This is a genomic window from uncultured Erythrobacter sp. (assembly GCF_947502395.1).
Lineage (GTDB): Bacteria > Pseudomonadota > Alphaproteobacteria > Sphingomonadales > Sphingomonadaceae > Erythrobacter.
In genome coordinates, this window is sequence record NZ_CANMZM010000001.1 from 1,122,091 (window position 1) to 1,137,755 (window position 15,665).

Here is a 15,665-nt window from a genome sequence, read left to right on the forward strand (position 1 = left end):
GATGCCCCAAGCCCGTGCACGCCTATGAAAAAGTCAGAGCCGAGATGCTGCGCCGGATCACTAGCCAGGTCTGGCCTCAAGGCATGACCCTGCCCCATGAGGAGGTGCTCGCTGACGAATTCGGCGTGGCGCGTGGCACTATGCGGCGGGCCATGGCGGACTTGACCGAGAGAGGGCTTATTGAGCGAAAGCGAAAAGCCGGGACCAAGGTTGCTGCCAGACGCGCGCATTCCTCAACGCTCAATATCCCAATTGTGCGCGTAGAGATCACGGACAGCGGCGCGCAATACAGCTACAAACTCTTGTCGCGGGTATTGGGTGGGCCAGAGCTTGATGCCACGGGACGGTTCGGGCGCTCAAAACTGCTCCACGTTCGGTCTATCCACTTGGCCGACGGACGGCCCTACCAGTTGGAGGACCGCCTGATCAGCCTTGACGCAGTGCCACAAGCAGACGCGCAGGATTTCAATGAGATCAGTCCCAACGAATGGTTGGTCGAGAAAGTGCCCTACTCTGCCGTGCGCACTATCTTAAGGGCTGAAAGCGCGGACGAAATGCAGGCAAAACACCTCAAGCTCGGCCATGGCGATCCGGTCTTTGTGATAGAACGTCAAACGCAGCTCGATGATTTGCCGGTCACACTCGTCAAGATGACGCACCCTGCGGCGAGCTTTTCGATAGCGACCCAGACCAGCCAATTTCGGTGAGGCAGATTCAGTGCAGCGTTGCCTTAAGCTTGTTCCAACATGGCCTTTGCCAGTTCGATTTCGATTGAATTCGGCAGGGGATGTAGCCCGGGGCCAAGGTCACACTCTGGAGCGATTAGCGTTGCTAGCGCATGCAACTGAGCCGCGATCTGAACATCAGCAATTTCAAGGGGAAAGCCTTTACCCAATTGGCTGTGAATAGGCATGCCATTGCAGACCAGCTTGACGTTGGTGCCAGAGCCAAGCTCGTGCTGCGTGACATGATCGCGAATGATCTTTCCCGGTACTTCGAACCCAATTTGGTCAAACAGGGAATGATGCTGACTGTGTCCTGCTGAGCAGAGAAATGCGCCACTTGGGAGGAGCTCCAGTTGTGGCAGGGTCAAACAAGTTTCATTCTCCAACGCATGGAAAACCACCGTAGCTTTTGGAAGGGCCACATCCAGGACTGCGACCTGATGCCCATCGAGTGTCGCTTTGACCGCTTTCACCGGATCTTGCTCACAAACAATGACCCGCGCGCCATAGCTGCTGGCGTATTTGGCGATGCCTTGGCCAGCGGCATCATATCCGATCACCAGCACATGGCTTCCGGCGATTTGCAAATTGGTGATGTCGAGAAAGCCGGAGACGCAAGACTGGCCTTGCCCATGCTTCGAGACACATTCTTGGAGCAGCGAGGACGCGCCCAAGTGGATGATTGGGATGTCGGGTGCCGTCGCTTCATGGGCTAACAAGACGACCGCACGACTCAGACCATCAGGGAGGTCCTCCCCTTTGTCGTCGAGCGCAATATCAAACCCTGCGTTCACAAACGCATCGCGGCTGTCGCAGATATTGGCTCCCGCATCGCTCAATATGGCCAGTAATTCCGCCGCGCCTTGCGCTGTGTCATGCGCGAGAGCAACGCCAAGGACACTGACCTTGAAGCCTGCTTCGATCAGCCACAGGGCCATGCTCGCGGTCGCAGGGTCGAGTGGTACGGCAATGCCGATGTGGCTGGCTACCTCTGCCTGCAATTGCCCCGCCGCTTTGGCGCTAATCGGCATGGAGCGCCGCGCCCAATCGATACGGGCTTGTCCGTCTTCGACACCCATCACAGTTGCATGCCTTTAACCCACTCGGTCAAATCGTCCGCTTGCTCCTCTCGCCCCTCAGTAAGGCCAATGCCCAGCGAATTCAGCTTGGCCGCAGCGATGGAATCATCGACCGCTTTGGGAAGGATATGAACGCCCGGTTTCATCGGCGTATTGACCAAATGATGCGCGCCTAGCCCCTGAACCGCGAAGGTCAAATCCATGATCTCGACCGGGTGCCCGCTGCCCCCTGCGATATTGACCAGAGCGCCGCGCGACAAAACGTGGATGTCGCGTTCATCAAGGTTGAAGGTGTGGATCCCCGGCCGGGAGTCGGTCTCACGTTTAGCGATCTCTCCCAAAGCATCGACGTCGATTTCGAGATCATGATGCCCTGCGTTGGCAAGGATCACATCGTGCGAAAGGAGCGCAAACTCAGGCGCACCGATAGCGCGCATTCCGCCTGTCGCTGTGACAACAAACTCAGCATCTGGCAGCACATCATCGGCTGTGCCGACACGCATCCCGTCCATATGCGCTTCCAGAGCGCGGACCGGATCCATTTCGATCACGCTTACCTTTGCGTTCATGGCCTTGGCATATTCGGCAATACCGCGCCCGACATATCCATATCCGACCACCACAACCCGCGCGCCTGCAACCTTGCGCCCGCTCATCGCAAGCACGGCCTGCATCGTGGTTTGCCCGGTGCCATAGCGGTTGTCGAACAGATGCTTACACCGCGCGTCATTGGCGGTGAGCGCTGGGAAAGGCAGCTTACCCATCTCGTGCAGAGCATGAAGGCGCGCGGTTCCTGTCGTGGTCTCCTCAGAAACACCTTTCAGCCGTTTGTAGAGCTCCGGCCGGTGCATTCCCATCCGAATTGTGAGCTCTGCGCCATCGTCGATGATGTATTCTGGTTTTAGGTCCGCTGCGGCGAGGAGTTCTTGCTCCCAAGAGGTGTGATCACCGCCTGCATCGGACACCACTCGAATTCCCTTATCGCGCAAGGCTGCAACGACACTGGCATGGGTCGTTTGCGGATTGCTGCCAGCCGCGATGACATCTGCGCCCGCCTCTGCAAGGAGCAGCGCGAGAAAGGCCGTCTTCGCCTCTAAATGGACGACAACGGCAATGCGCTTGCCTTTGAGCGAGCCATCGCCGAGCGTTTCACGGACCATCCCGCGCATGACGGGGGAATGTGCTTCCACCCAGTCGATGCGCGCACGGCCATCATCAACGATGGCCTGATGGTCAGGCCCGTTGTGTTCTCGCACCGCTTATGCAGCGACAGGCGGCGCATACTTGGTGAGGTTGATGCCGTCCACGGCGGCTGTGTATTCCTCAATCGTTGGCGTGCGGCCAAGGATCGTTGAAAGCACCACAACCGGCGTCGATGACAGAAGGCTTTCGCCCTTCTTATCCGCAGCATCCTCAACAACGCGGCCTTGGAACAGACGGGTTGATGTCGCCATCACTGTGTCGCCCTTGGCCGCTTTCTCTTGGTTGCCCATGCACAGGTTGCAGCCTGGACGTTCAAGGTAGAGCATGTTCTCATACTCCGTGCGTGCTGCGTTCTTGGGATCGGTGTCGTCGAACTGGAAACCAGCATATTTCGCAAGCAATTCCCAGTCACCTTCGGCCTTAAGCTCATCGACAATGTTGTAAGTCGGAGGAGCCACCACCAGCGGCGCTTTGAACTCAACCTTGCCGTTTTGCTTTTCAAGGTTTTGCAGCATTTCTGACAGGATCTTCATATCGCCCTTGTGCACCATGCACGACCCGATGAAGCCCAGATCAACTGTCTTCTCGCCACCGTAGTATGAGATCGGACGGATTGTGTCATGAGTATAACGCTTTGAAATGTCGTTATTGTTCACATCCGGGTCAGCGATCATTGGTTCGGCGATAATGTCGAGATCGACAACCACTTCAGCCGCATATTTCGCATCTGCATCGGGGCGCAGAGCAGGCACTTCGCCTGAACGGATGCCCGCGATGCGCTCATCAGCTTTTGCGATCAGCCCGGCGAGCACGCCTTTGGCATTGTCCATGCCTTTATCGATCATGATCTGAATCCGCCCCTTGGCGATTTCCAGCGATTCAATCAGCGTCTCATCTTCTGAGATACAGATCGAGGCCTTCGCCTTCATTTCTGCGGTCCAGTCGGTGAAGGTGAATGCCTGATCGGACAGGAGCGTGCCAATGTGCACTTCGATGACGCGGCCTTGGAAGACGTTATCGCCAAACTGCTTGAGCATCTGCGCTTGCGTCGCATGGACCACATCACGGAAATCCATGTGGTCTTTGAGAGTGCCCTTGAAGGTCACTTTGACGCTTTCAGGGATCGGCATGGTCGCCTCGCCCGTGGCCAGAGCCAGCGCAACCGTGCCCGAGTCCGCGCCAAAGGCGACACCTTTCGACATCCGCGTATGGCTGTCACCGCCAACGATAATCGCGCGGTCATCAATCGTAAGATCGTTCAGAACCTTGTGGATCACATCGGTCATGGCGTGATATTCGCCATCCGGATCACGCGCCGTAATCAGACCAAACTTGTTCATGAATGTCATGAGTTTGGGGATGTTGGTCTGCGCCTTTTTGTCCCAAACTGATGCCGTGTGACAGCCCGACTGATACGCGCCGTCCACAGTTGGCGAGATCACGGTCGCGGCCATCGCTTCAAGCTCTTGGCTGGTCATCAGGCCGGTGGTGTCCTGCGAACCCACGATGTTCACGCCTACGCGAACGTCTGAGCCCGCGTGGAGCACTTGGCCCTCGGCAACGCCCACAGCATTGCGGTTGAAGATCTTCTCAACCGCGGTGAGACCTTGGCCCTCATGGCTGATCTCACGATTGGGCGCGTAGGAAGATTTGAGCGGCTGGCCTAAGGTCGTCTGCGCAAAGGTCTGAAGCTTCTTGCCAAAGACCACGGCGTAAGAACCGCCTGCCTTCATAAACTCAACCTTTTGCGCGGTGAAAGCGCTCGACACATCAGCGCGTTCTTCATCGCCTTCGTAGAGTTTTTTGGTCCTGGTGTTGATGGTCAGAACCTTGCCTGTTTCCACCGAATAGGCCTGCTCAAGGATTGGATCGCCATAGCCATCCTTTACAACCTCTCCATTCTCATCGACCTTCTTGACCCAGTTCTTAAGGTCGAGCCCAATGCCGCCGGTCACGCCAACGGTGGTGAGGAAGATCGGCGAAATGCCATTGGTACCGGCCACCACAGGGGCGATGTTGACGAATGGCACATAAGGGCTCGCTTGCTTGCCTGCCCAAAGCGCGACGTTGTTTACGCCCGACATACGGCTGGAGCCCACGCCCATTGTGCCCTTCTCCGCGATTAGCATGACGCGCGCATCAGGGTGCTTTTCCTTGAGCGCAGTGATTTCATCTTGCGCTTCAGGAGAGATCAGGCATTTGCCGTGAAGTTCGCGGTCAGAGCGCGAGTGCGCTTGATTGCCCGGTGACAAAAGGTCGGTCGAAATATCGCCTTCGCCAGCGACGTATGTGACGACTTTGATCTCCTCCTCAATATCGGGAAGCTTGGTGAAGAATTCCGCCTTGGCGTAGCTTTCAAGAATGTCCGTTGCGAAGGCGTTGCCACGCTCATGACCAGCTGCAAGGCGCGCCGTGTCAGCGTCATAGAGGAACACTTGCGTTTTCAGAACTTCGGCGGCTTTCGCAGCGATACCGTGATCGCCGCCAAGCGCCAGATCAAGAAGCACCTCAACCGATGGACCACCCTTCATGTGTGACAGCAGTTCAAAAGCGAACTCAGAGGTAATCTCGGCGACATCTTCTTCGCCAAGGATAATCTCTTTCAAGAACGCCGCTTTGACACCCGCTGCGCTCGTGGTGCCGGGAAGCGTGTTGTAGATGAGGTGCTGGAGCGAACACTCACGGTGCTCGTGCCCGGTATCTTTAATCTGAGCAATCAGCTCTGCCACCAGCGCGCCCTCCTCAATTGGCTTTGGCGAAAGCCCCTGGATTTTGCGGGTTTCAATCTCATCGAGGTAGGAGGCGTAGAGGCTCATAACAGGTCCCAGGTGGCTAGAGTGGAGAGGCACCCACAGGCATACGAATGGCTATGGGAGGCGGGGGATTCGATTGCGCGGGTATTAAAGACTCGTTGCCCGTGCAAGGCAATTCGCCAATGGTTGGATGAAATGCTGCTGTAACCCCGCCATTTCCTCCTGAAAAAGCAGAAACAGTGGGTCATCAAGCTCTGCAGACGAATTCACACTCGACATTAGCCAGATCACGCGTGAAGAGATTGCCGAGGGAACCGAGTGCTCGTTTTGAATTGAGCGCCGAACGATAAGAAAAAACGGGGAGAGCGCGGGTGACGCTGGAGACAATCGATATCGTGATCATTGCAGGCTATGCGATTGCATTGCTTGGTATCGCTTTGTTTGTGAGCCGCGAGCCTGCTGGTCACGAGAAGGACACCGAGGATTACTTCCTTGCTGGCCGCGCGCTTCCGTGGTGGGCCATTGGTGCCTCGCTCATCGCCTCCAACATTTCTGCAGAACAGATCATTGGCCAGTCGGGTCAGGGGTTTGCGGTGGGTGTCGCGATTGCCGCCTATGAATGGCAGGCGGCGATTGTCCTGATTATCGTCGCCAAGTTCTTCCTGCCGATCTTCCTCAAGCGAAAAATCTACACCATGCCGCAGTTCCTGGAGCAGCGGTATGGCGATGGAGTGAAGAACCTGATGAGCGTCTTCTGGGTCGCGCTCTACACCGCTGTAAACCTCACAACGGTCCTGTGGCTGGGCGGGCTTGCGGTGCAGTCACTCACCGGTTGGGGGATTATGTATTGCATGATGGCGCTCGCTGGATTTGCTGGGCTCTACTCGCTCTATGGCGGTCTTAAAGCAGTTGCTCTGACCGACATTATCCAAGTTGTGATTCTTGTTCTTGGCGGTCTTGCGATCACATGGTTTGCTTTGGATGCGCTGCCTGCTGACGGTGCAATGGCGGGCTTTGGCTATCTCATGGGAGAGATGCCGGGTCACTTTGAGATGATCCTTGAGCCAGAGCATCCTGCCTATAACGATCTGCCGGGTATCTGGACGCTGCTCGGTGGTCTTTGGGTGCTTCACTTCAGCTATTGGGGTTTCAACCAATACATCATCCAGCGTGCGCTCGGAGCTGAGAACCTTGGTGAGGCGCAAAAGGGGCTCGCCTTTGCAGCCTTGCTCAAGATCCTTGTACCCTTCATCGTTGTGGTGCCCGGCATCGCGGCGGTGATCCTGGCGCAGCAAGGCATGCTGGATGGTGCGGCTCTGGCTGAAAAGTCGGATCGCACCTATGGCGAGCTTATGGCCTTTGCACCGGCGGGCCTTCGCGGACTTGTGTTTGCGGCATTGATAGCAGCTGTTGTGTCGTCGCTTGCGTCTATGATGAACTCAATCTCGACCATCTTCACCATGGACCTCTACCGTGCAGCACGCCCCAACCGGCCCGATCAGCATTATGTGAACATCGGCAGGATTGCAGCCTTCAGTGCTATGGCCATCGCCCTTGTGCTGGCGCGTCCCTTTATCGGCGGGTTTGAGAGCGGCTTCCAGACGGTTCAGGAATACACCGGCTTTATCGCTCCGGGCATCGTGGTGGTGTTCCTCCTCGGCTTCTTCGACAAAAAGGCAAACGCTGCTGGCGCCTTCACCGCACTGATTGGCTCACTTGCGGTCAACGTCGCACTCAAGTTCGGCATGCCCGATGTACCCTTCATCATCCGCATCTGGTTCGTCTTCCTTGGCGCATTGGTGGCCGCAGCTGTGGTATCGCGCGCCACGACGGCTCCGGACGAAGAGCATACGGTAAGACTCTCAGACATCGCCTTTGCAACAAGCACCCTGTTCAACACCCTTGCCGCAATCACCGTCGCCATGCTCGTAGGACTCTACCTCTGGCTGTGGTGACGCTGGAAGAGTGATCCGATAAGGTTAGCGATATGCACACCCGACGAACTACTCTTAAGACTATCGCGGCCTCAGGGCTCTGGGCGGCCTTCCCGGCTGCGCTGAGTGCCGAGCAAACGAGTGGGCATTTGCTCGATTGCGCTGGCATTACAGCACCCCACCTCCCTGATCAGCGGATCTCGATCTGGCTTCCACCAGGCTATGACACGAGCGCTAAACGCTACCGCGTTCTGTATATGCATGATGCGCAGAATCTGTTTGACCCAGCTCTGTCGAATTTCAACAAAGTCTGGGCAGCGGACAAAGCGATGCTTGGTCATGCGGTCAGCACAGGCGAAGACCCATGGATTATCGTAGGCATTTGGTCACCGGGTGCAGATCGTTACCGCCAATACATGCCCGAACCCGCCTATTCTGCTGCGAGCCCGGAATTGCGCGAGAAGATGGATGCCTTTGGCAATGGTGATCCGATTGTCAGCAAGCAGTACATAGATTGGATCGCGGGCATTCTGAAAACCCGGATCGATCGGCATTTCCGCACTCTAACCAGTGCTCGGGACACCGCCATCATCGGGTCGAGCATGGGAGGCTTGATCAGCCTCTATGCTTTTCTCGATCACCCCAACACCTTCGGCCGCGCGGGCTGTGTCAGCACCCATTGGCCGGGTACCGCGCCTCAAGAAGTCGGGGAAGTTGATCAGGAAATGCTGGGCATTTGGCAAAGTTTCATCGACAAACGTTTGGGTCAGGCAGGCAACCGTAGATTGTGGTTCGACCACGGCGACGCAACGTTAGATGCCTTCTACCCGCCATACCAAGCCGCAATTGACGCTCAGATGGAAGCCACCGACTGGCAACGCCGCACGAATTGGGAAAGCCGATTTTACCCTGGAGCCGAGCACGAGGAAAACGCGTGGGCAGCGCGCCTTCCCGAGGTGCTCAACTGGGTCCTGTCTTAGCTCACTTCGCGATAAAGCGAACCGCAATACCGCCTGATGAGGCGAGCAAAGCGGTCATGTCATCGCCACCCGTGATTTCGATCTCTTCGATCACAATGTCATAAGGGTTGTGATCCCAATGCGCATGAGTACCGTCGCGGTAAACTTGCGCGGTGTAGCTCTTGCCTTCGTCTAGGAAACTGAGCGGGATCGAGAGCTCGCGTTCCTCCTCATCGGTGACCGCTCCCAAGAACCACTCGCCCCCTGCCCGGCCCTTACGGGCAATTGCGACATATTCGCCCACTTCACCCGAGACTGCGACGCTCTCTTCCCAATCGGCCTCAACGTCCTTGATGAACTGGAACGCATCCATGCGCGCCTCGTAGTTCTCAGGGAGGTCAGCCGCCATCTGGAGCGGGGAGTAAAGCACAACGTAAAGCGCCAATTGCTTGGCCAACGTTGTTTGCGGGCGATTATCCGCGCCGCCTCGCTGCATGTCAGGGCGAAGCGGCGGCTTCTCATTGGGACGGAGGTCAAAAATGCCGGGGGTGAAGTCCATCGGGCCTGACAGCATGCGGGTGTAGGCGAGGATAGAAATATGCTCGGGCGGATTGGGCGGCGTGCCCCAGGCGTTGAACTCCATTCCGCGCGCGCCTTCGCGGGTCATCCAATTGGGATAGGTCCGACGAAGCCCTGTGTCCTTCACCGGCTCATGCGCATTGATCGAGATGCGGTGCTTGGCTGCCTCTTCAACCACACGCAGGTGGTGGCCGACCATGAATTGGCTGTCGTGCCATTCATATTGCTTCACGCCGTTTTCGTCATAGCGAACGATGTCGCCCGCATCGGCAACATAGCCGGTCTTGACTTCACGAATACCGTTCTCCTGATAGAGCGCGAATCCATCGGCCATCTGCGCCTCATAATTGGCGACATTGCCAGAGGTCTCGTGGTGACCGATGAGGCGCACACCGCGTTCCGCCGCGTATTCGCTCAGCATCGGCAGGTCGAAGTCATCGTAAGTCTCGGTAAAGCTGAACAGTGCGCCATTGTTAAACCAATCGCCGTCCCAGCCGATGTTCCATCCTTCAACGAGCACGCCTTTGAAACCATGCTCGGCCGCAAAGTCGATATGGCGGATCACGTCAGTATTGTTTGCGCCGTGAATACCGTCATTGCCCCATGTTCGGTCGCGAATATGCATCTCCCACCAGACGCCAACATATTTGCCCGGCTCCACCCAGGACACATCACCAAGCTTGTTGGGCTCATTGAGGTTCAAGATAATGTCAGAATTGATCAGGCCAACTGCATCGCTGGCGATCTGGATCGTGCGCCATGGGCTTTTGAAAGGCGCGGTGGTATGCACCTTTACCCCGTCAGAGCCTGCGCGCAATTGCGCCTCGAAGTCGCCCGGACGTGCAGCCAATAGAGACATTGCCGAGAAGTCAACCAAAGCCGCCTCGTGAATCGAGATGTGCACGCCGTTCTGCCGACGGAACGTCACCGGCGTATGCGCATCATCGACCGTGCCAGCGAGGCCCTTGCGGTAGATATACTCGTAGCGGTTGAATTGGCGGCTCGGCGTCCACCATGTATCGGCATCTGCACCGATCGCGAACTGGGTCAGCTCGTCCGTGATCGCGATTGGCCCTTGGAAAGCAGCCTGTTCATTCAGCTCATAGCGGAAACCAACGCCGGTATCGAACACGCGGAAACGGACGGTGATCTGGCGCGCAGGACCCTCTTGGGCGGCAAAGGTCACAGCGAGCTCTTTGTGATGATCGCGTACCATGCGGCGCTCACCCCACGGTTGCTCCCAAGTCGCGTCGTGGCTAGCCGTGGTCGATCCCGCGATCGCAAGTGAGTCTTCAAACCCGTGATGATCGTTGAAAAGCATCCCAAGCCGAGAGGAGCGAATGGCCTCATTGCCATCATGGGAGATCGAGTAAGCTGCATGGCCACCCCCATCACTGACAGTCAGCACAATCCTGCCATCAGGCGAGGTGGCTGTGAGTTCCTCTGCCTTCAAAGGCATCGCCACCGCGAAGGCAAGCATCGCTAGCGCTACAAGTTTGGTCCAAATGCCCAACATATCTCTCTCCCACAGCGAGGCGTCTTGACGTCTGATGGTGCATTTATGCAAAAAAATGCAAATATCTCTCGCTCAAATGGGATTATTCCCGTTTTTGGGCTTTTCTCCAAGGGTTTTTTCTGCAATTTTTTGCACAATCCTTGGGGAGAGGGTTGAGATGAGACTCACATACAAAGTTCAGTTGGCCAGTATTACGGTCCTCGCAATGGCGCTCGCCGCTTGTGGTGAAGGCGGAGGAAGCTCCCCGTCGAGCGCCGCACCTAATACTGGAACCGCTGCGCCAACACCAACACCGACACAAACTCCTGCGAGCGTCACAATGCCGGCGGGTGAGAACTCCAGTTTCATCAATCGTGCCGATGCATTTGGTTTCACATTTAGCTTCGGATTCGGTCCGGGCCTTAACCCGATGGTGTCGCAATTTGCCGGGGGTGCAGCTTCGGGTGATATCGACAATGATGGCGATCTTGATGTGTTTGTGACGCGTGGGGACAGTGGCCCCAACCTCCTCTACATAAATCAAGGCGGAAGCTTTGTTGAGAGTGCCGCGCCTGCCGGGGTAGCCTTCACACAGGGCACCACTAACGGGCGCCATTCTGGCCCAACTTTCGGCGATCTTGACGGGGATGGCCATCTCGACCTGATCACGGGCGGACTAGAGGGTGGACCGATCAAGCTCTTCGCCAATGATGGCACGGGCAGCTTTTCTGATGTGAGCGCAGGCTCAGGTTTCGACCTTGCCAGTTCTGACCACACCATCTCCATTGCACTTGGCGATTATGATGCCGATGGCGACCTCGACGTGCTCATGGCGCATTGGGGCACGCCCCGAAATCCAGATGTGCCCGGCGAGACCGAGACCCTTTGGCGCAATGATAGCACGCCCGGCTCGATGTCCTTTGCCCCCGTCAGCAACACCAGCGGGATATCTGCCCTGCTCGCCTTCGACCTTCCTCAAGGCGTGCTTGGCGCCAATTACGATTACACTTTCGCGCCCGGCTTTGCCGATATCGATGGCGACCGCGACCTCGACATCCTGATGGTCTCAGATTTTCGTGGTTCCAGAGTTCTTATCAATAACGGCAACGGCACTTTCAGCGCCAGTTCCTTCCGCCCGGACGATGAAAACGGCATGGGCGCGGCTATTGGCGATTACGACAACGATGGCGACCTCGACTGGTTCGTCTCTTCGATCAACGGCAACCGCCTGTTTGAGAACTTAGGCAGCGGAGACTTCCAACGCAATTCTGCCTCAGGTGTCGAGCCCGGCGGGTGGGGCTGGGGATCGTGCTTTGCCGATTTCAACGCTGATGGATGGCTAGACATCTACCAAACCAATGGCTGGGAAGCAGGCAAAGACCCCTCTGCTTCCAACTACGTAAACGATGTGACCCGGCTTTGGATGAATGCAGGCGACGGCACGTTCACCGACGAAGCAGAAGACTCATCCATTGATGAAACCGATCAGGGGCGCGGAGTGATCTGCGATGACTTTGACAATGATGGCGATGTGGACGTCATCCTTCTCACCGCCGAGCCCAACGGGTCAGCCTACTTCTGGGAAAACCAGCTCGCCGATGCCAACGCGGTAAAGGTCCGCCTGCGCGGCAAAGCCCCCAACACTTTCGCTGTGGGAGCGATCATTGAGCTGACTGTAACCGACACCAAGCAGACCCGCATGGTCGCGGTGAACAGCAACTTCACCTCGCACAATTCGACCGACCAGATCTTTGGACTTGGTCCGAACACCGAAGGCGCGCTTCGCATTATCTGGCCCGACGGGACCGAGACGATTAGGCCCGGCGTCGCGGCTGGCGAAACTTTAGTGATCGAGCAGCCCTAATTGGCGGTGTAAATGTGGTAATCCCATGGTCCGAGCGAGAGCGTGCTCTCGGCGTTGATGATCGTACCCTCACCGCCCTTTGCATCGCTGAAAGCGCCGTGATGGCGGACCGATTCAAAGCTGACCTCCTGCGCACGCGGGGAGAGATTAAAGACTGCGAACACCCGCTCCTCGCCCTCACCCCGAACAAAGCTCAGCACATCGGCCTCAGCTGAATTCGGCACTCCGACCAAAGGAGCGCCATGACGGCCATTGTGCAATACAGATTCGGCAGTCTTGAGTGCGATTAGACGTTCGAATAGCGGCGCGTATTGCCCTTCTTTCCACTCGATCTCATCCTTTTCGAAGAAGGCAAGCTGGCGATCGAGATCAGACTCTTGGCCGTTGTAAATGAGCGGAATGCCCGGCCCCACAAAGCTCAACGCAATCGCCGCCTCATAGGCAGGACCGTAGATTTCGGATGCCACCCCATCCCAAGAATTCTGATCGTGATTGTCGGTATAGACCATGCGCAACGCGGCATGCGGCCAGGTGGTTTTCTGCCCTAGATAATATCCGCGCATCGCTCCCGCACCGCTGCTATCCGCGACGAGTTCCTGCATCGCTTCCTTCCAGCCCCAGCCGTAGGTTGCATCAAAGGCTTTGATATGAAGGTCGCGCTGCTCCCATTCAGCAAGCATGAAAACCGGCTTGATCGCGTCCAACTCGCCGCGTGCCGTCTCCCAGAAATCGAGCGGGACAAAGCCAGCAACATCAGCACGGTACCCGTCAATGTCGAATTCGCGCACCCAATAGGTGAGGCTACCTGTCATATATTCGCGCAAACCTGCATTCGAGTAATCGAAGTCGACCACGTCCGACCAATCGGTGCCTTCGGGTGGCATCATCTCGCCTTCAGGGGTGCGCGAGTACCAATTCGGATACTCCTCGGTCAGCGGATTGTCCCACGCCGAGTGGTTCGCAACCCAATCGAGAATGACCTTTAGGCCGAGAGAATGCGCCTCCTCGACAAAGGCGCGAAACTCCTCCTCTGTCCCCAGGTCAGGATTGACCGCCCGGTAGTCCTTGACCGCATAGGGACTGCCCATTCCGCCCTTCCGTTGCTCTTCACCAATCGGATGGATCGGCATTAGCCACACAATGTCGACACCCATATCGGCCAGCCGCGGCAACTGTGCCTGAGCCGCCGCAAAGGTTCCCTCAGCGGTGAATTGGCGCGTGTTGAGCTGATAGATGACCGCATCCGCAACCCAGTCAGGTGACTGGACCTGCACAACATCGCTCGGCTCGTAGGAAGTTGGAGCCGCGCTCTCACAGCTTGTCAAAGCAATAGCTGCTGCGAGGCCGACTAGGCCTTTGACTATTCTCATGCGACTGCCGATGCCTCTTTGCGCTCTTCAAGGGCGACGCTTGATCCGTCAGTTACAAAGAAGGTCGCAATGGCTGCGAGTGCGAAAGACACCGCTGAAATCGCCATCGCGTAGATCGGTTCACCGTCAAAGAATGTTGTGAGCAGGAAGCCCAGCAAAGTCGCAGCGATCAGCTGCGGCACCACGATAAAGATGTTGAATATCCCCATGTAAATGCCCATTTTCTTCGCCGGAACTGAGCCCGCCAGAATGGCGTAGGGAAGCGAGACGATCGAAGCCCAGGCGACACCAACCGCGACCATTGGCAACCACAGAAGATCCGGATCGCGGATCATCAACATGCTGGCAAAACCAGCCGCCCCAATGGCAAGATTGGCCGCGTGAAGACGCGTACGATCCATCTTTGCTGCGATGATGATGAAGCCGAGCGCTGCCGCCGCTGCGATACCGTTGCGAACAGAGCCCAGTAGGCTCCACCAGTCTGCCGCATCCTGATACCCTTGGGTGGTTGGGTCAGGCGACATAAAGTGAAACTCGGCGACCGCAGGCGTTCCGTAAATCCACATCGAGAACATGGCGAACCAGCTGAAGAACTGAACCACGGCAAGCTGACGCATTGTCTTTGGCATAGCGAAGAGATCATTCACGACCTCCATAAAGCCATTCTCATCGCTCCCGCTTGAACGCATCATACCAGCAATCAGCTGGATCACACCGAAGGCCGCAATAAGGCCAGCAAGCACGTAGAGCTCTTGCGCGATTTCCAACTCGCCAAGCCACTCAGGGCGCACATCGCCGCGCCCGGCGAAGACACAGGCCGCAAGGAGGAGACCAATGACAAGCCAAACCAAGCCACCCGTGTTGAATTGTGATGAAGTGCGCTGAACAGTGTCGCTGGCATCGCTTTCAATGCCGAGGGCCTCATTGCGGGCCGCCTCGAACCCGGCGATTTGTGCCGGGGAATACTCCTTGGTTTTGAACACGGTCCAAGCGACTGCGGCGAACAAGGCTGCACCGCCAATGTAGAACGCCCATTGCACCGTCTCTGGAATCTCACCTTCTGGAGCGACATTAGACAGCCCCATCCAATTGGTCATTATCCACGGCAAAGCGCCGGCAATGACAGCACCCACACCGATGAAGAAGCTCTGCATCGCATAGCCCTTGGTCCGCTGTCGGTCGGGAAGATTGTCTCCCACAAACGCGCGGAATGGTTCCATGGTGATGTTGAGCGATGCGTCCATAATCCACAGCATGCCCGCCGCCATCCAAAGCGTGGGAGAATTGGGCATGATGAACAGAGCAAGGCTTGCGAGGATTGCGCCAACTAAGAAGTACGGGCGACGGCGACCAAAGCGGCCCCAAGTGTTATCTGAAAGGTGGCCGATAATCGGCTGGACCAAGAGGCCTGTCATGGGCGCCGCAATCCACAGGATTGCGAGCTCGTTGACCTCCGCACCCAGCGTTTGGAAAATCCGACTGACGTTGCCGTTTTGCAGGTCGAAGCCAATCTGGATTCCCAAAAAGCCGAAGCTCATGTTCCAGATCTGACCTGCATTCATCGCAGGTTTGCGACCCGTTCCCGGATTCTCCACGGTTGCCATTATCCCTCTCCCTACCAGCCACACCAGATCGAACCGCGCGTGAGCTGGCCTCAATATGCGCTTCGCTACGCAGCTTCGCAGCTGAAGCGATGATCACTCT

Annotated in this window: 10 protein-coding genes; 4 read left to right on the forward strand and 6 right to left on the reverse strand. The window is 56.9% G+C overall.

Features of this window, described 5'->3' with window-relative positions:
- Positions 1–14: 14 nt before the first annotated feature.
- Positions 15–707: a GntR family transcriptional regulator gene (locus tag Q0778_RS05275; protein WP_298303566.1), complete on the forward strand. Its 693-nt coding sequence runs from the start codon at positions 15–17 to the stop codon at positions 705–707.
- Positions 708–730: 23 nt separating this feature from the next.
- Here Q0778_RS05275 and Q0778_RS05280 read toward each other — a convergent pair whose 3' ends face one another.
- Genes Q0778_RS05280 through Q0778_RS05290 form a run of 3 tightly spaced genes read right to left on the reverse strand, consistent with a single transcriptional unit; the run spans position 731 to position 5,823 of the window.
- Positions 731–1,804, reverse strand: a complete 1,074-nt coding sequence (locus tag Q0778_RS05280) for a hypothetical protein (RefSeq protein WP_298334546.1) — start codon at positions 1,802–1,804, stop codon at positions 731–733.
- Entirely contained in the window at positions 1,804–3,060 is a 1,257-nt protein-coding gene (locus Q0778_RS05285) for an adenosylhomocysteinase (RefSeq protein WP_298334548.1), read from the reverse strand. Before Q0778_RS05285 ends, Q0778_RS05280 begins: the two co-directional genes overlap by 1 nt.
- Before the next feature lie 3 nt (positions 3,061–3,063).
- Positions 3,064–5,823, reverse strand: a complete 2,760-nt coding sequence (locus Q0778_RS05290) for a bifunctional aconitate hydratase 2/2-methylisocitrate dehydratase (RefSeq protein ID WP_298334550.1) — start codon at positions 5,821–5,823, stop codon at positions 3,064–3,066.
- A 308-nt stretch (positions 5,824–6,131) separates the two neighbouring features.
- On the opposite strand from Q0778_RS05290, the gene Q0778_RS05295 reads away from it, so the two are divergent.
- Together Q0778_RS05295 and Q0778_RS05300 are read left to right on the forward strand one after the other, a co-directional pair.
- Positions 6,132–7,715 (forward strand): sodium/sugar symporter, encoded by a 1,584-nt coding sequence (locus Q0778_RS05295; protein WP_298334552.1) that lies wholly within the window; start codon positions 6,132–6,134, stop codon positions 7,713–7,715.
- A gap of 32 nt (positions 7,716–7,747) precedes the next feature.
- Positions 7,748–8,674, forward strand: coding sequence for an alpha/beta fold hydrolase (locus Q0778_RS05300; RefSeq protein WP_298334554.1), 927 nt, complete (start codon positions 7,748–7,750; stop codon positions 8,672–8,674).
- 1 nt (position 8,675) lies between these two features.
- Here Q0778_RS05300 and Q0778_RS05305 read toward each other — a convergent pair whose 3' ends face one another.
- On the reverse strand, positions 8,676–10,748 hold the full coding sequence (locus tag Q0778_RS05305; protein WP_298334556.1) for a glycoside hydrolase family 97 protein: 2,073 nt from the start codon (positions 10,746–10,748) through the stop codon (positions 8,676–8,678).
- A gap of 157 nt (positions 10,749–10,905) precedes the next feature.
- Here Q0778_RS05305 and Q0778_RS05310 point away from each other — a divergent pair, with 157 nt between their 5' ends.
- Positions 10,906–12,591, forward strand: coding sequence for a CRTAC1 family protein (locus Q0778_RS05310; RefSeq protein WP_298334559.1), 1,686 nt, complete (start codon positions 10,906–10,908; stop codon positions 12,589–12,591).
- Here Q0778_RS05310 and Q0778_RS05315 read toward each other — a convergent pair.
- Complete coding sequence (locus tag Q0778_RS05315) at positions 12,588–13,961, reverse strand: alpha-amylase family glycosyl hydrolase (protein WP_298334561.1); 1,374 nt, start codon at positions 13,959–13,961, stop codon at positions 12,588–12,590. The two genes, Q0778_RS05310 and Q0778_RS05315, sit on opposite strands and share 4 nt — an antisense overlap.
- Positions 13,958–15,565: an MFS transporter gene (locus Q0778_RS05320; RefSeq protein WP_298334563.1), complete on the reverse strand. Its 1,608-nt coding sequence runs from the start codon at positions 15,563–15,565 to the stop codon at positions 13,958–13,960. The genes Q0778_RS05315 and Q0778_RS05320 overlap by 4 nt, the downstream gene beginning before the upstream one ends.
- Positions 15,566–15,665: the final 100 nt, after the last annotated feature.